This window comes from Pseudaestuariivita sp. (assembly GCF_052825805.1).
Window position 1 is genome coordinate 380,592 of record NZ_JBRBVB010000002.1, and the last position, 15,561, is coordinate 396,152.

Genomic DNA, 15,561 nt, shown 5'->3' on the forward strand with positions numbered 1-15,561 from the left:
TAAGTGATGTGAATTGGTAAAAGTCCCTATCGGCATGTTTCATGTTGCCCTTGCGTGAGTCAACGATTTGCGCCGCTCACGCGGATTGGCATGGGTGCGGAAACAGAGGGGAGGGAGGTCGCCATAGACACCGGAGCCGACTACGAGGCGCTGCCCTATGTCTCGCACCCGATTGCCGAAACGCAGCCCGCGCATCTGGCGGCTTTGGCGCAGCTTGCCGGCCTCACCGCGCCGGATGTGCCGCGCGCGCGCGTGCTCGAGCTTGGTTGCGCGTCGGGTGGCAACCTCCTCCCGTTGGCGCTGCGTTTTCCGGAGGCCAGCTTTACCGGCATCGACCTCTCCCCACGGCACGTCGCGGAGGGCAGGGCGCTCAGGGATGCCGTGGGTGCGCCAAACCTTACGCTGACGAAGGGCGACATCGCCGCGCCTGGCGCCGTCTCCGGCACGTTCGACTACATCCTTTGCCACGGCGTTTTCAGCTGGGTGCCGGAGGCAACGCAGCAAGCGCTACTTGCGCTCATCGCGCGGCACCTCGCGCCGTCGGGGCTGGCCTATGTCAGCTACAACGTGCGCGCCGGATGGCACGCCCGCGGGCTGGTGCGTGACATCTTTCGCGCCGGGGACGATCCCTCAGAGCCCCCGCACGCACGCGTCGCCGCCGCCAAGGCCCGGTTTGCACACGTCGTTCAAGCCTCGGACGCCGAAACGCCTTACGGCGCAGAGCTGCGCGCGCAAAGCGCAGCGCTTGTGGGCGCGTCGACAACGTACCTGATGGCCGAGTATCTGGCCGCGGACAACTGCCCCTTTGCCTTCCCTGAATTTGTCAGCACCGCAAAGACACATGGCCTCGCCTACGTCTGCGACGCCCGGCCGGCGTCGCATGTCCGCGACCTGACCGCCGTCACGTCTGGCACCGATTTCACCGCGGCCGCACACCTGCGGGACCTCGCCACTGGCCGGGCCCACCGCCAATCCGTTCTGGCACACGCGGCACACATGCCGGACCACATTGCTCCGAGCCCGAACCGCCTTGCCGGCCTTCACCTCTCGACCACTCTGCGGATCGACCGATCAGCCGCCTCCGACCGCACCCACCTGCGCACCGCCGACGGCCATGCCATCCAGACCAACGACACAGACTTGGCCCAGGCCCTCGACGCCCTCGGCGCCAGCACGCCCGACACAATTCCGTTCCAAGACTTCATCGCAAACGCCAAGGACCAAGCCGGCCAGGACCGCCTCGCAAGCGCCGCCCTGCGCCTTGCCATGGCCGGGCACGTCAACCTCTCGACCGCACCCCACCGAAGCCAGCCTGCCGAGACCAATCGCCCCGAGGTCTGGACGCTCGCCCGTGCGCAGCTTGCCGCAGGTCAGGACTGGGTGACCAGCCAGTCGCACACCGCCGTCACGCTGGACCCGATCGCACAAACCATAGTCCCGCTGATCGACGGCACACGCACGCAAGACGACCTGATCGCCACCTGGCAGCGTTTTGCCACAGAACGCCCAGAACTCAAGATCACCCTGCCGCCCGGTGGCGCCGCCGCGCTCAACACCGCGTACCTCGCGCACCTGCGCCGGCTCGGCCTCTTGGCGCCCTCACACTGACGCGCGCCTGCCGCACCGCCAAACCCCTTGCGCCCCGCCGCCCTGCTGGCTAGACGAGCGTCACCGGGTGATTAGCTCAGTTGGTAGAGCGCTTCGTTTACACCGAAGATGTCGGGAGTTCGAGTCTCTCATCACCCACCATCCACTGCCTAACAACTCATTCTTTGCTTTGGCGGCTTCCTTACTGCTAGCCTACCAAAACCGTAACCGAGGCTACGCTATGCGCTTTTCAATATTGGCATTCATTTTTCTTGCAGGCACCTGTTCAGCGCAAGAAGACGGCACTAAGTGGAGCGCGACCAATGATGCTGCTTCACCTACTTGGCTGAAAACCGAAGTTGAAAGCTTTGTCACGCAAACATGTTTGCGAGCTTTCGACATGGACCCGGGGTCGCCGCGCCATTTCGAATTGTGCGGGTTTCTGAAGCTGAGTTTCCATGCCTTTCTCCACGACTCTGGTGTCCGCTTCCGCGAAACGTTTTTCCGCGATATGTCGCAAGAGGCCATATCCGACTACGAGTTCTTGTCCGCAGAACACGCGAGCATAAGACAAAGAATGATCAATCTAGAAGACGAAAACAGGCGTTTGACTTCTGAATTAACTGAAGCGATTGAGCGGATCGATTTGACAACGAGCCCCGACAAATTGGAGCAAATTAAAACTGAAAGAGACGTCGCCAATGCACGGGCTAATGCGTTTGAACAGAGGGCAACTGAAGCTATTCGCGAAGCGGAGTTTTTCCTGAATCAAATTTCTGCATTGCGTGAACAACTTGGCCAACTGCAGGCGCTTCTTGACGATGCAAAAGCGCGCGATGCGGCAACTCGCGTTCAAATCCAGTCGCTTGGGACTGAACTGAATGCCGCTTTAGCACGTGCGGCCTCCGAGCAAAAGAAACGCTCGGCTTTAGAAAAGCAATTGGGCGAGTAGCGATCTGACCAAACCAAGTAGCCTTAGGCAAGTGGTGCTGCTGGAGAGAATTGAACTCTCGACCTCTCCCTTACCAAGGGAGTGCTCTACCTCTGAGCTACAGCAGCGCGCTGCGGTCTGTTAGACGCAAACGCCGGGCCGTGCAAGCGGCTTGCGCGCGAAAATTCGTGCCGATCCGCGGCACCTCGGGCGCGCACTTCTGGACGCCGCGACGCGCCTGCGCTAGCAGGTGATCCCATGAGCGGAAAAGACGACAAACAAGGCAAGGCAAAGCCCGCGCAGACACGCGAGGACCGGCTGAAAGCCGCGCTCAAGACCAACCTCGGCCGGCGCAAGGCACAGACCAAAGCGCGCGCCAAGGCACGACCCGAGGGGCAGGAGGGCACGGAGCCCTCCACGAGCAAGCGAGAGACCTGATGGATTCGATTATCGTGACGGGCGGCGGCGCGCTCGAGGGGCAGATCCCGATCGCCGGGGCCAAGAATGCGGCGCTGACGCTGATGCCGGCGACGCTGCTCAGCGAAGAGCCGTTAACGCTGACCAACATGCCGCGCCTGAGCGACATCCGCACCATGACGGCGCTGCTCTCATCGCTTGGCACCGAAGTCTCGGCGCTCAGCCAGGGGCAGGTGGTGGCGATGTCCTCGCACACGATCTCGAACCACACCGCCGACTATGACATCGTGCGCAAGATGCGTGCCTCGAACCTCGTGCTCGGCCCAATGCTGGCGCGCGAGCACCACGCGGTTGTCTCGCTGCCGGGCGGCTGCGCGATTGGCGCGCGCCCCATGGACATCCACACGATCGGGCTCGAGGCGCTCGGTGCCGAGATCGAGCTCAAAGACGGCTACCTGCACGCCGTCGCGCGTGGCGGGCTTAAGGGCGCGGTGCACGAGCTGCGCTTTCCTTCGGTGGGCGCGACGGAGAACCTCGTGATGGCGGCGACGCTCGCAAAGGGCACGACTGTGCTTAAGAACGCGGCGCGTGAGCCGGAGATCGTCGACCTCGTGTCGTGCCTCAAAAAGATGGGCGCGCAGATCGCGGGCGAGGGGACCTCGACCATCGAAATCCAGGGCGTCGACCGTTTGCACGGCGCGACGCATCCCGTGGTGACCGACCGGATCGAGCTTGGCACCTACATGCTCGCCCCGGTCATCGCGGGCGGCGAGGTCGAGTGCCTCGGCGGGCGCATTTCGCTGATCGAGGCGTTCTGCGAAAAGCTGGACGCCGCGGGCGTTTCGGTCACTGAGACCGACGCAGGCATCAAGGTGGCACGCAAGAATGGCCGCGTCTCGGCAGTGGACGTGACCACCGAGGTCTTCCCCGGCTTTCCCACCGACCTGCAAGCGCAGATGATGGCGCTGATGTGCACCGCCGACGGTGTCTCGGTTCTGGAGGAAAAGATCTTCGAAAACCGCTTCATGCACACGCCCGAGCTGGTGCGCATGGGCGCCAACATCGACGTGCAGGGCGGGACTGCGACGGTCACCGGCGTCGACCGGCTCAAAGGGGCACCTGTCATGGCGACGGACCTGCGTGCCTCGGTCTCGCTGATCCTCGCCGGCCTCGCCGCCGAAGGGCAGACAACTGTGAACCGCGTCTACCACCTCGACCGGGGTTACGAAAAGATCGAGGACAAGCTCGGCAACGTCGGCGCCAAGATCGAGCGGGTGCGCGGGATATGAGCCAGGACGCCCGGTTCGAGGACGGCAATGCCCGCCCGCTGAACATCGCGGCCCTCGACCTAGAGGATCTGCAGGTGCTTTCGGCGCTCGCGCAGGACGCCGTCTTCACCGCTGCGGACATGACCTACCGGCGCAAGGACCGGCAGCTGGCGCTACTGGTCGGGCGTTTCCGGTGGGAGGATAGGGACGTCGCCACCGAACGCACCCGCGCGCTCCTTGTGATCTCGGACGTGACGGGTGTGGCAAGTCAGGGCGTGACGCGCGGGAATGGTGAGACGGTGCTGTCGCTCCTCGCCATCGAGTTCACGCCGGGCCAGGACGGCACCGGGCATGTGACTTTGACGCTGGCAGGCGATGGCGCGATACGGGCAGAGGTCGAGGCGCTCGACGTGAGGCTCAAGGACGTCACGCGCCCCTACACCGCCCCCTCGGGCAAGACGCCGACGCACGAGTGAAACGCGGGTAGGGTGGGCACTGCCGAAGAGGTAGACCGCGCCGCATAGCGGTAAGGTGGGCACTGCCGATGCGTGCTTTCACCGCGCGCCTGCCCACCTTACGCACGGTTGCGAGCCCCTGCGCGCCGGGCTACATCGCGGCGCAAAGAGGGACACGCCCATGCCGCAGTTTTTCAGCACCACCGACGCCGATTTCGAAACGCGCTTCCAGATTCTCCTGAACGCGAAACGCGAGGACAGCCCCGACGTCGACGCGGTGGTGGCAGACATCATCGCCGACGTGCGCGCGCGCGGCGACGCGGCGGTGCTGGAGCTGACGGAAAAGTTCGACCGGATCGCGCTCACGGCCAAGTCTTTGCGCTTCACGCCCGAAGAGATCGCCGCCGAATGCGCCAAGGTCGCGGCAGAGGACAAGGCCGCCCTCGACCTCGCCGCCGCCCGCATCCGCGCCTACCACGAACGGCAATTGCCCGAGGACCAGAGCTGGACGGACGAGACCGGCGCAACCCTCGGCTGGCGCTGGACGCCGGTGTCTGCGGCAGGGCTTTACGTCCCGGGCGGGCTCGCGTCCTACCCCTCGTCGGTGCTGATGAACGCGATCCCAGCCAAGGTGGCGGGTGTGCCGCGCCTCGCCATCACTGTGCCGACCCCGGACGGCGCCATCAACCCGCTCGTGCTTTACGCCACGCAGACCGCGGGCGTGGACGAAATCTACCGCATCGGCGGCGCGCAGGCCGTCGCCGCGCTTGCCTACGGGACCGAGACCATCGCGCCGGTCGACAAGATCACCGGCCCCGGCAACGCCTTTGTCGCCGCCGCCAAGCGGCGCGTCTTTGGCAAGGTCGGCATCGACATGATCGCCGGCCCTTCCGAAATCCTCGTGATCGCGGACGCAGACAACGACCCCGACTGGATCGCGCTCGATCTGCTGAGCCAAGCTGAACATGACGAAAGCGCCCAGTCGATCCTGATCACGACCGATGCAGCCTTTGGCGAGAAAGTCGCCGCCGCCGTCGACAAACGCCTCGAAACCCTCGCGCGCCGCGCCATCGCGGGCGCCTCTTGGCGGGACTTTGGCGCCATCGTCACTGTTCGGGACCTCGCCGAGGCGGCAGCCCTCACGGACCGCATCGCGCCCGAACACCTCGAGCTTTGCGTCGCGGACCCCGACGCACTGGCGGCTGAGATCACCCATGCGGGTGCGATCTTCCTCGGCCAGTGGACGCCCGAAGCCATCGGCGACTACATCGGCGGACCCAACCACGTCCTGCCCACCGCCCGCTCCGCGCGCTTTTCGTCAGGGCTGTCGGTCATGGACTTCGTCAAACGCACGACACTGGCCAAGATGTCCCCCGACGCCCTCCGCGCCATCGGCCCCTCCGCCGAGCGCATCGCCGCCTCCGAAAGCCTCGAGGCACACGGCCTCAGTGTCACAGCCCGCCTCTCCAAGCTCAACTGATGGCGCCGCGTCTCTTCTTCCGGCTGGCGCTTGCGCTGGTTTTTGGCGGGCTGGTTGCAGTGTTCCCGGACCAGCCGGACCGCCTGCCACGCGTGCTCCTCGGGATCGCCCTGGTCCTTTTGGCGACCGACTGCCTCGACGCCGCGCAAGCGGGGCGCAACACGACGCTGACCGGCGCCACTAAGCTGCGAGATCTGCGGCGCTGGCTCTATGCCTGGCTTTTTGCGATGTTCTATCTCGCAGTAATGACGCTGATCCAATGGGAAGGACCGAGGCTCGCGCCCCCTCAGGTATTGCTCAACTTCGCGGTCGGAGCGGTGATTGGGGCAGTGCTCGCGTTCGTAACCGAAGGCACACCCAAGCTCGCACCGCCCTTCGACCTCTCCAGCCCCGCCGACGACACCCGCCTCGGCGCGTTTGTCACCTACGGATGGCCCTTCGCCGCGACTGCGCTCGTCCTCGGCTCCGCTCTGGATCCGCCCGATGCCGGCTGGAACGGGGTCTACCCGGCCTTCCAGATGGTGTTCCTGCCGTTCATCCTGCAGCTCTACCCGCTCGCCGGCGGCTTTCGGGACAGCTTTCCCGACCACGTCCCGCGCCTTCTCGGCATCGCACTCCTTGTCACGGGTCTCATCATCTCCTGACGCAGGCCCGCCAGCGCGTAGCGATTGCCAAGCGCCCCGCGCTCGGCTAGGCCACCCGCAAGATCCAAAGGACACCGCCCATGTCGCGCATCGCCCATATCGCGCTGGATGACAGCAACCTCGCCCCGCCCACGCCCGAGATCGAGCAAGAGCGGAAGGTCGCGATCTTTGACCTCCTCGAGGACAACACCTTTGCCCTGCCGCCCCGCGACGGGCGCGCGGTGCCGGACGGCCCCTACAAGCTGGACCTCTCGATCCGCGAGAAGCGCCTCGTCTTTGATGTAAAGACGCAAGGTGATGATCCGGCTGCAGAATTTCACCTCTCGCTCTCGCCCTTCCGGCAGGTGGTCAAGGACTACTACCAGATCTGCGAAAGCTATTTCGACGCCGTAAAAACCGCCGCCCCCGCCCAGATCGAGACGATCGACATGGCCCGCCGCGGCATCCACAACGAAGGCGCGCGCATCCTCGAGGAACGCTTGAGCGGCAAGGTGCAGATCGACAACGACACCGCCCGGCGCCTCTTTACCCTCGTCTGCGTCCTGCACTTCGGGGGCTGAGCGATGCAGGACGAGGACCCGGACAAACCCCAGACACTGCCCACCTCCGTCCTATTTTGCTGCGACCACAACGCGATCCGCTCGCCCATGGCCGAAGGCATGATGAAGCAGCTCTACGGCACCGGTACCTACGTGCAATCTGCCGGCGTTTACAATGACTTGGAGATTGACGGCTTTGCCATCGCCGTCTGCGAGGAGATCGGCGTCGAGCTCTCCCGGCATCGTTCGCGCTCCTTCGATGAGATGGAGCAATGGGGCGACGACCTGGGTTCGTTCGATTTGGTGATCGCCCTTTCACCCGCAAGCCAGCGCCGCGCGCTGGAACTGACGCGGTACTACCACCTTGAAGTGGAATACTGGCCGATCATGGATCCCACCGGTGTGGGCGAGACACGCGAGGCCAAGCTCGCCCAGTACCGCGGCGCCCGCGACCAGATCCGGGGCCGCCTGATCGACCGCTTCGGAACGCCCTGAGGAGCTGCCATGGACGTGATTCAACGCTATTTCGACGCCTTCAATGCCGGCGATATCGACGGCATGATCGCGTGCCTCGCCCCTGACGTCGCGCACCATGTGAACGAAGGGCAAGTGCGCCGTGGCACGGAAGCCTTCCGCGCATTTTGTGACCATATGTCAGTCTGTTACGCGGAGAAGCTCACAGATATGGTGATCTTTTCTGCCGAAGGCGGCACCCGCGCCGCCGCCGAATACACCGTCAACGGCACTTACCTCAAAACCGACGCAGGATTGCCGGAGGCGCAAGGCCAGACCTACAAGCTGCCAGCAGGCTCTTTCTTTTCGCTCGAAGGCGGCAAGATCACCCGCGTGGTGACCTACTACAACCTCGCCGACTGGACGCGTCAGGTGGGCGGGTGATCCGCACGCGTGTGCTCACGGGACCCGCGGTGCGCGCCGTTCTGCCCGATGTCGCGCGCCTCAGGATCGCTGTCTTTCGCGACTGGCCCTACCTCTACGACGGCGATGCGGCGTATGAGGAGCGCTACCTCGAGGATTACGCCACCAGCGATGGCGCGGTGATCGCGCTGGCTACCGATGAGGGGCGCATCGTGGGCGCCGCAACCGGCATGCCGCTCCGCCACCACGCCGATGAGTTTGCCGCAGCGCTTCAGGGCTCACACCTGACGCTCGATGACACATTCTATTGCGCCGAAAGCGTGCTCTTGCCGCAGTATCGCGGGCAGGGTGTCGGCCACGCCTTTTTCGACGCGCGCGAGGCGCAGGCCCGCAGCCTCGGCCTCACACATGCCACCTTTTGCAGCGTCGTGCGAGAACCTTCCGACCCGCGCCGCCCAGCGGACTACAAGCCGCTCGACCCGTTCTGGCGAAAACGCGGCTACGCGCCGGTCGAGGGTGCCGTTGCGTCGTTCTCCTGGACCGAGATCGGTGGCGAAGCCGAGACGTCTCACGATTTGCAATTCTGGGCAAAGAGGCTTTGACCATGCGTGTTGCAACTGCTGCCTATCCGCTCGATTTTCTCGACAATTGGCAGGCTTACACGGAAAAGCTCACGCAATGGGTGAAGTCGGCCGAGGATGGTGGCGCGGACCTGTGCCTTTTCCCCGAATACGGCGCGATGGAGCTTGCGACGCTGCAAGGCGTCGAGATCGCCGGAGACCTCGAAGCGTCATTGCACGCGGTCTCCGAGCGCCTCGCTGACGTCGATGATTTGCACGCAGACCTCGCCGCAAAGCATGGTCTTTATGTCGTCGCGGCCTCCGCGCCTTGTTTTGATACGCTGCAACGTCCCACAAACCGCGCACGGCTCTTTGGCCCCAAAGGCGACCGTGGGTTTCAGGACAAGCAGATCATGACTCGCTTCGAACGTGAAGAATGGCGTGTAACGGGTTCTCCCGGAATGAAAATATTCGACACTGCGCTTGGAAAGATCGCCATTCTCATCTGCTATGATGCCGAATTCCCGCTGCTCGGGCGCGCTGTCACCGAGGCCGACGTGATCCTCGTGCCGTCCTGCACAGAAGCGCTCTCCGGCTACAGTCGAGTGCGCATCGGTGCGCAGGCTCGTGCGTTGGAAAATCAATGCGTTACGGTCATGTCTTCAACCATTGGATCAGCTGACTGGTCTCCGGCGGTCGACATGAACACCGGGCGCGGCGGCGTCTTTGGCCCGCCCGACACGGGCTTTCCGCCAACAGGCGTGATCGCGGAAGGCGAGATGGACGTGCCGGGCTGGACCTTTGCCGACATCGACCTCGCCAAGATCGCCCATGTCCGCGCGGACGGCGTGGTGCTGAACCGCGCCCACTGGGACGAGCAAGCGCCCGGTCCGGCGCCGATCACACCAATCAAACTGCGCTAATCGTTCAAGTTTTGCCTTGATTTACACCGCCAACCGGCCCATTTACCGCCCACGCGCCCGAGGAAAGCAAGCCCGACGGCGCAACCATACCAAGGAGAGACCATGGCCAAGGAAGATACGCTCGAATTTCCCGGTGTCGTGAAGGAACTCCTGCCGAATGCGACGTTCCGGGTCGAGCTTGAAAACGGCCATGAGATCATCGCACATACGGCAGGCAAGATGCGCAAGAACCGCATCCGCGTTCTGGCCGGCGACAAGGTGCAGGTCGAGATGACCCCCTACGATCTGACCAAGGGTCGGATCAACTACCGCTTCAAGTAACCCGTGACGCCGCGGCTGATCCTGGGATCGGGCTCGCCCCGGCGGCTTGAATTGCTCGCGCAAATCGGTGTTGTGCCACATGACGTGCGCCCTCCCGATATCGACGAGGACCCGCGTCCTCGAGAGTTGCCGCGCCCCTACAACATCCGCATCGCCGAAGAGAAGGTCGCCGCTGTTTCCGCAGAACCGGGCGACGTGGTGCTCTGTGCCGACACCACCGTCGCGGTGGGGCGGCGCATCCTCGGCAAGCCAGCGGACATCGAAGAGGCGGCCGGCTTTTTGCGGCTCATGTCGGGCCGGAGGCACAGGGTCATCACCACGGTTGCCGTGAGGAACGACGCGCAGACCTGGGTCAAGCCGGTCGAAAGCCAAGTGCGCATGAAGGTCCTGACCGAAGACGAGATCGCCGCCTACCTCGCCACCGACGACTGGCGCGGCAAGGCCGGAGGCTGGGGCATCCAAGGGCCGGCGGCGGCCTTTATCCCGTGGATTTCCGGCTCCTTCACTGCGATCGTCGGCCTTCCGTTGCACGAGACGGCGAACCTCTTGCAAGCTGCCGGCCACCCGGTGTGGACGCGATGAAGGGGCGGGTGATTTGCCTTGACCACCTCGGCGGGCGCGAGGCGGCGGCGCTGATGGTGGACGGCGTGCTCGACGATCTGCTGATCGCGCCCGATGCGCCCATGCCCGGTACGATCTATTGCGCCAAGGCGCAGCGTCCGGCCAAGGGGCAGGGGGGCGTCTTTCTCGACAGTCCGGCGGGGCGGCTCTTCTTGCGGCAAGCCAAGGGGATCGCGCCGGGCCAGATGCTCAAGGTTCAGGTGACGGGCTTTGCCGAGCCGGGCAAGGCGATCCCGGTCACGACGCGCCTGCTCTTCAAGAGCCGCTACGCGATTGTCACGCCGGGCGCGCCGGGCCTCAACGTGAGTCGTGCCATCCGAGACGAGGACCGCGCCGAAGATCTGCGCGCGCTGGCGCACGAGGCGACTGAGGGCACTCACGGCCTGATCCTGCGATCCGCCTGCGAGGCGGCAGAGGATGCCGAGATCGCGGATGACATCCTGGCGATGGAGGCGCTGGCGGGCGAGGTGCTGGCCGCACAGGACGCGATGGCTGAGCTGCACGCCGGCGACGGACCGCATGTCTGCGCATGGCGCGACTGGACGGCCCCGGCGGAGGTCGCGACGGCAGCAGGCTCCTTCGAGGATTACGGCGTGCTTGACGCGCTGGACGCGCTCCAGAGCCCGCGCGTGGCGCTGACCGGCGGCGCGGACATGTTCGTCGAGACGACCCGCGCGATGACCACGGTGGACGTGAACACCGGCGCCGACACCAGCTTTGCCGCCGGGACCAAGGCGAACATCGCCGCCTTGCGCGCGCTGCCTGCGGCGCTGCGCCTGCGCGGGCTCGGCGGTCAAGTCGTCGTGGACCTCGCGCCCATGCCGAAGAAGGACCGCAAGACGGTCGAAAGCGTGATCAAGGCGGCGCTGCGCGCGGAGACGATCGAGACGACGCTGGCCGGCTGGACGCCGCTCGGCCATCTCGAGCTGCAGCGCGCGCGGGTGCGCGTGCCGACCCTGCCGCTCTTGCCGGAGGGGTAGGCGATGGCATGCCCGATCTGCGGCGAAGACACGGTCCGCGCCTATCGCCCGTTCTGCTCCAAACGCTGCGCCGACATCGATCTGGGCCGCTGGATGCAAGAGCGCTACGTCGTGCCGGGACGCGAGGGGGAGGAAGAGGGCGTGCCTGAGGACGATGCGCCTGACCAGATACAGTGACGGCTTCCAGCGGATCGGGTTCTTATTACATCGACCGTGGTTCGCAGATTTAAGGTTACAATGCGCACCATGCTTGGTCACGCAAACGAAGGGCGCGCGCGATGTCATTGAAGTCCGTTTTCCTGCCAACGGTCTTGGTAGTGGTGGCTGGATGTGCGGCCGAAACGCTCGAAACGGAGTGCGCCGGAGCAGGTTGCTCCGTTCCCAGAGCCGCTCAGGTCAAAGAAACGGACATCCCCGGCGTCTTTGTCGGCATGACGCGTGATCAAGTGATTTCAGTCTTGGGAGACGATTACGAATCCCACACGCCTCTCGCTTTCAGGCCAACGGTGGACTCGTTTCCCTACCTCGAGGATGGAGAGACGCGCTACGTTCAGGTGCGGTATGTCGACGGCCTGGTTGCTGTCGCCACATGTGGGTTTCACCAACCGTACAATACGATCTTTCAGATGCGTGACGAAGACGCGCAATGCCGAGATGTTCTTGCGCTCAGATCATCAACTGGAGCGACGTCTCCGTCGCTTCGAAGGTGATCGCGCGGCCTGCGGCTTCGGCAAAGCTGCGCAGGACGGCGAAGTGGACATGCGCGGGCGTTGCGACCTCGGCCGTGCCGTCGAGCGCCGCCCAGAGGGCGGGATCGTGGCGGAGGCTGGTGGCCTCGCAGCTGAGCTTCCACCGTCCGCCCGACTCGTCGACGCGGATCGTGCCGCCGAAGGGCATGGAGGTTTCGCAACACAGGATGCCGAGAAATGCCAGCTGGGCGCCCTCGCGCGCGGCATCGCCATCGGGGCCCCAGGTGACCCGAAGGCGCGCGCCTTCGGTGAAGTCGGCGAGGATGCTGCGCAGCTCACCCGCGCCCATGCGCTGGTTCATCGTGGCAAGGCCGAAGGCGATACGGAAAAAGCGGATGCGCGCCGAGGCGCTGCGACAGCTGTCCTGGATCAGCACCATCTCGGGGCTGGCCGGACCGGAGGCGGTCATCGTCATCAGCTCGAGGCCATTGTTTATCGCGCCGATCGGACTTATCAGGTCGTGGCAAATGCGGGAGGCCAGAAGGGCCGAGAGTGTGGGCGTGGCCTGGGTCACGGAAAGCGCCTTTTGTCATGGGGAGTGGTGTGCGTGAGCGATTTGGCGGCGATCCTCGAGCCCGGGATGCTCGTGCGCAACTCCGATGCCCCCGAATGGGGCGTGGGGCAGGTGCAGTCGAACGTCGACGGGCGGGTGACCATCAATTTCCGGGAGAAGGGCAAGGTCGTCATGCAGGCAGATCGCGTTTCACTGGAACTCGTATTCGATACGTCTGATACTAATTAATTCGTATGTACTGCATGCAACCTATAATTGCACAAGTCTCGCATTGCAATTCTGAGGCAAGTAAAAGTGTCGCAGGTTCGCCTAAGTGCTGTGGTCTCAACATCTTGGCCCGGACTTCAGCATGAGCGTCGACGCGCAGGCGCTGCGCACGCGTCCATCCGTAGCCCAACCGGAGGCCGCTCAAGTCCAGGCGGTCTGGGCGCAGACTGACGCGGAGCGCGATGCAGCTTACGCGTTGCGCTACGAAGTATTTGTCGCGGAGTTTGGCGGCACGGGCCCGCTTGTCGACCAAGCCGCGCGGCGGGAGCGGGACCAGTTCGACTCTTTTTGTGACCATCTGCTGCTCTGCGATCTGGCGCGCGGCACACCGGGCGCCCCGGCGATTGTCGGTGCAACGCGCGTGATGCGCGCGGAGCAGGCGGCGCGCGCGGGCGGGTTCTACACCGAAGGCGAGTTCGACATCACGCCGCTCTGCGCCTCGGGCCGGCGTCTTTTGGAGCTGGGGCGCACCTGTCTGCACCCGGACTACCGGGGCGGCAGCGCGATGCGCGTGCTCTGGGGCGCGCTGGCAGGCTACGTGGCCGAGCACCAGATCGAGATCCTCTTCGGCACAGCGAGCTTTGCCGGGACCGACCTGGCACGGCTCGCGCCGTCCCTGACCCTGCTTGGCGCGCGCTATCTCGCGCCTGCGTCTTTGCGCGTGACGGCATGCGGCTCGGGGCGCCGGCCGCTGGAGCTGATGCCGCTGGAAGACATCGACAGGCTCGCCGCGATGCGGGACGTGCCGGCGCTGATCAAGGCGTATCTCAAGCTGGGCGGCGTGGTCGGCGAGGGAGCTTTCGTCGATCACGCGTTCAATACGACCGATGTATGCCTCGTGCTCGACACCGCGCGGATGAACACCGCGCAAAGCCGGATTTACACCGGCGCGCCGGGATGACGACCTCCTGGGACAGTCCCGTGCCACCGCCCGATTGGCGCCCCGAAGGCTTCGGCGGCTGGCTGCGGGTGGTTCTGCGCGGTCTTCCGGTGGCTTTGATCACCTTTGGCGGGCTCGCGGTGCTGCTGCTGGTGCGGCTGATCGAGCGCCCGCTCTACGGGGTTCACCGGCCCTGGACGCCGAGCATCACGGTGGGGGTCTGCCGTGCGGCGCTGCGGCTTTTGGGACTTAAGCTCACCATCTCTGGCAAGCCGCTGACGGGGCCGGGCGCGTTGGTGGCAAACCACACCAGCTGGCTCGATATCTTTGTGCTGAACGCGCCGGGGCGTCTTTACTTCGTGTCCAAGTCGGAGGTGGCCGGCTGGCCGGGCATCGGCTGGCTCGCGCGCGCCACCGGCACGGTCTTCATCAAGCGCGACCGGAAAGAGGCGCAGGCGCAGACGCAGGTCTTCGAGGACCGCCTCGCAGCCGGGCACCGCTTGCTGTTTTTTCCCGAAGGCACCTCGACCGACGGGATGCAGGTGCTGGCGTTCAAGCCGACGCTCTTTCAGGCGTTCTTTGCGGATGCGCTGCGCGATGACATGCAGCTACAGGCCGTGTCGGTGACCTACATGCCGCCGAAGGGGCGCGATCCGCGGCTTTACGGCTGGTGGGGGGACATGGCGTTCGGCGCGCATCTGCTCGCAACACTGGCGCATAGAGGGCGCGGCGCGGTGCATCTGACGTTTCATCCGCCGCAACGAGTGTCGGACCACGCCTCGCGCAAGACGCTGGCCACGGCGCTCGAAGCGCAAGTGCGGTCAGGGCATGGCCCGTCCCAGACGGCTCAGCGCATCACGTCGAGGTAGCTGCCGAGCGTTGCGACAGGATCGTCGGCGCTCCAAATCTCATCGCCGAGGCTGAAGAAATCGACCATGCCGGCGAGCCGGCGCACAGCCTCGAGATCGAGTCCGCCCGAGGCCACCACAGGCAGCTCGATCATCTCGGACCACCAGGCGAAGACCTCTTCGTCGACCGCGTCTCCCGCATCGAGCAGACCGGGACGCAAGGGGCCAAACGCGACATAGTCGGCGCCCGCCTCGCCGGCGGTCATGCCCTCGTGCCGGCTCGCCGCGCAGAAGCTGCCGACGATGGCGTCGGCGCCGAGGTCCTTGCGCGCGCGCCGCACCGAGCGGGCGCCGTCACCCAGATGCACCCCGTCGAGCCCTAGCCGGTCGACGAGCGCCACGTGCGTGTCGATCACCAGCGCCACGTCGCGGGCGTGGGTGATTTCGCGCAGCGCATCGGCGGCGCGCATGATCCGGTCCTCGTCCCGGGTCGCTAGCGAAAGGCGCACGCAGGCGACCGGGTGCGTGTCGAGCGCTGCGGCAAATGTCTTGGAAAAGCTGCCGAGGTCCAGCTCGGACGGGGTCGACAGGTAGACTTGCGCTGTGTCCGGCTCGGCCATGGGATCGGTCTTTTTTGTTGCTGTGCGCTGCACATAGACCCAAAGGCAGGCCCGCGCCAAGTCCTATCGCACGGGTTGCGC

General features: G+C 65.1%; 21 protein-coding genes and 2 tRNA genes. 20 read left to right on the plus strand and 3 right to left on the minus strand.

Features of this window, described 5'->3' with window-relative positions; genetic code table 11:
* Positions 1-90: 90 nt before the first annotated feature.
* From ACU0B3_RS02845 to ACU0B3_RS02855, 3 genes are all read left to right on the plus strand, one after another.
* The gene (locus ACU0B3_RS02845; protein ID WP_446259296.1) at positions 91-1,608 is read left to right on the plus strand and encodes a methyltransferase domain-containing protein; all 1,518 of its coding nucleotides are present in this window, start codon (positions 91-93) and stop codon (positions 1,606-1,608) included.
* Between the two features lie 65 nt (positions 1,609-1,673).
* Positions 1,674-1,749 (plus strand) — tRNA-Val (locus tag ACU0B3_RS02850).
* A 79-nt stretch (positions 1,750-1,828) separates the two neighbouring features.
* A complete protein-coding gene (locus ACU0B3_RS02855) occupies positions 1,829-2,539 on the plus strand; it encodes a hypothetical protein (protein WP_446259297.1) in 711 nt (236 codons plus the stop codon).
* A 32-nt stretch (positions 2,540-2,571) separates the two neighbouring features.
* Here ACU0B3_RS02855 and ACU0B3_RS02860 read toward each other — a convergent pair.
* Positions 2,572-2,646: transfer RNA gene (locus tag ACU0B3_RS02860), tRNA-Thr, on the minus strand.
* Between the two features lie 130 nt (positions 2,647-2,776).
* Here ACU0B3_RS02860 and ACU0B3_RS02865 point away from each other — a divergent pair.
* The 14 genes from ACU0B3_RS02865 (at position 2,777) to ACU0B3_RS02930 (ending at position 11,779) form a co-directional block, all read left to right on the plus strand.
* On the plus strand, positions 2,777-2,956 hold the full coding sequence (locus ACU0B3_RS02865; RefSeq protein ID WP_446259298.1) for a hypothetical protein: 180 nt from the start codon (positions 2,777-2,779) through the stop codon (positions 2,954-2,956).
* Positions 2,956-4,224: a UDP-N-acetylglucosamine 1-carboxyvinyltransferase gene (gene murA, locus ACU0B3_RS02870; protein WP_446259299.1), complete on the plus strand. Its 1,269-nt coding sequence runs from the start codon at positions 2,956-2,958 to the stop codon at positions 4,222-4,224. Before ACU0B3_RS02865 ends, murA begins: the two co-directional genes overlap by 1 nt.
* Positions 4,221-4,679 carry a DUF2948 family protein gene (locus tag ACU0B3_RS02875; RefSeq protein WP_446259300.1) on the plus strand — a complete coding sequence of 153 codons (459 nt, stop codon included), beginning with the start codon at positions 4,221-4,223 and terminating at the stop codon, positions 4,677-4,679. The genes murA and ACU0B3_RS02875 overlap by 4 nt, the downstream gene beginning before the upstream one ends.
* A 160-nt stretch (positions 4,680-4,839) precedes the next feature.
* A complete protein-coding gene (gene hisD / locus ACU0B3_RS02880) occupies positions 4,840-6,138 on the plus strand; it encodes a histidinol dehydrogenase (RefSeq protein WP_446259301.1) in 1,299 nt (432 codons plus the stop codon).
* Positions 6,138-6,782, plus strand: coding sequence for a hypothetical protein (locus ACU0B3_RS02885; protein WP_446259302.1), 645 nt, complete (start codon positions 6,138-6,140; stop codon positions 6,780-6,782). Before hisD ends, ACU0B3_RS02885 begins: the two co-directional genes overlap by 1 nt.
* An 80-nt stretch (positions 6,783-6,862) precedes the next feature.
* On the plus strand, positions 6,863-7,342 hold the full coding sequence (locus ACU0B3_RS02890) for a UPF0262 family protein (RefSeq protein WP_446259303.1): 480 nt from the start codon (positions 6,863-6,865) through the stop codon (positions 7,340-7,342).
* Positions 7,343-7,345: 3 nt separating this feature from the next.
* On the plus strand, positions 7,346-7,816 hold the full coding sequence (locus tag ACU0B3_RS02895; RefSeq protein ID WP_446259304.1) for an arsenate-mycothiol transferase ArsC: 471 nt from the start codon (positions 7,346-7,348) through the stop codon (positions 7,814-7,816).
* A gap of 9 nt (positions 7,817-7,825) precedes the next feature.
* Entirely contained in the window at positions 7,826-8,218 is a 393-nt protein-coding gene (locus ACU0B3_RS02900; RefSeq protein ID WP_446259305.1) for a ketosteroid isomerase-related protein, read from the plus strand.
* Entirely contained in the window at positions 8,215-8,799 is a 585-nt protein-coding gene (locus ACU0B3_RS02905; protein ID WP_446259306.1) for an N-acetyltransferase family protein, read from the plus strand. The genes ACU0B3_RS02900 and ACU0B3_RS02905 overlap by 4 nt, the downstream gene beginning before the upstream one ends.
* Before the next feature lie 2 nt (positions 8,800-8,801).
* Positions 8,802-9,680 carry a carbon-nitrogen hydrolase family protein gene (locus ACU0B3_RS02910; RefSeq protein ID WP_446259307.1) on the plus strand — a complete coding sequence of 293 codons (879 nt, stop codon included), beginning with the start codon at positions 8,802-8,804 and terminating at the stop codon, positions 9,678-9,680.
* Positions 9,681-9,782: 102 nt separating this feature from the next.
* Positions 9,783-10,001, plus strand: a complete 219-nt coding sequence (gene infA, locus ACU0B3_RS02915; RefSeq protein ID WP_005978431.1) for a translation initiation factor IF-1 — start codon at positions 9,783-9,785, stop codon at positions 9,999-10,001.
* A gap of 3 nt (positions 10,002-10,004) precedes the next feature.
* A complete protein-coding gene (locus tag ACU0B3_RS02920; RefSeq protein WP_446259308.1) occupies positions 10,005-10,583 on the plus strand; it encodes a Maf family protein in 579 nt (192 codons plus the stop codon).
* Positions 10,580-11,602: a ribonuclease E/G gene (locus tag ACU0B3_RS02925; RefSeq protein ID WP_446259570.1), complete on the plus strand. Its 1,023-nt coding sequence runs from the start codon at positions 10,580-10,582 to the stop codon at positions 11,600-11,602. Before ACU0B3_RS02920 ends, ACU0B3_RS02925 begins: the two co-directional genes overlap by 4 nt.
* A gap of 3 nt (positions 11,603-11,605) precedes the next feature.
* The gene (locus tag ACU0B3_RS02930) at positions 11,606-11,779 is read left to right on the plus strand and encodes a DNA gyrase inhibitor YacG (RefSeq protein ID WP_446259309.1); all 174 of its coding nucleotides are present in this window, start codon (positions 11,606-11,608) and stop codon (positions 11,777-11,779) included.
* A 489-nt stretch (positions 11,780-12,268) separates the two neighbouring features.
* Here ACU0B3_RS02930 and ACU0B3_RS02935 read toward each other — a convergent pair whose 3' ends face one another.
* Complete coding sequence (locus ACU0B3_RS02935; protein WP_446259310.1) at positions 12,269-12,865, minus strand: histidine phosphotransferase family protein; 597 nt, start codon at positions 12,863-12,865, stop codon at positions 12,269-12,271.
* 33 nt (positions 12,866-12,898) lie between these two features.
* Between ACU0B3_RS02935 and ACU0B3_RS02940 the strand changes: the two genes are divergently transcribed.
* The 3 genes from ACU0B3_RS02940 to ACU0B3_RS02950 all read left to right on the plus strand — a co-directional run bounded on the left by ACU0B3_RS02940 (position 12,899) and on the right by ACU0B3_RS02950 (position 14,881).
* On the plus strand, positions 12,899-13,093 hold the full coding sequence (locus tag ACU0B3_RS02940; RefSeq protein WP_446259311.1) for a DUF3553 domain-containing protein: 195 nt from the start codon (positions 12,899-12,901) through the stop codon (positions 13,091-13,093).
* 121 nt (positions 13,094-13,214) lie between these two features.
* A complete protein-coding gene (locus tag ACU0B3_RS02945; protein ID WP_446259312.1) occupies positions 13,215-14,033 on the plus strand; it encodes a GNAT family N-acetyltransferase in 819 nt (272 codons plus the stop codon).
* On the plus strand, positions 14,030-14,881 hold the full coding sequence (locus ACU0B3_RS02950) for a lysophospholipid acyltransferase family protein (protein WP_446259313.1): 852 nt from the start codon (positions 14,030-14,032) through the stop codon (positions 14,879-14,881). Before ACU0B3_RS02945 ends, ACU0B3_RS02950 begins: the two co-directional genes overlap by 4 nt.
* Here the strand turns inward: ACU0B3_RS02950 and ACU0B3_RS02955 are convergent.
* Positions 14,860-15,480, minus strand: coding sequence for a thiamine phosphate synthase (locus ACU0B3_RS02955; RefSeq protein WP_446259314.1), 621 nt, complete (start codon positions 15,478-15,480; stop codon positions 14,860-14,862). The genes ACU0B3_RS02950 and ACU0B3_RS02955 overlap by 22 nt on opposite strands.
* Positions 15,481-15,561 lie beyond the last annotated feature (81 nt).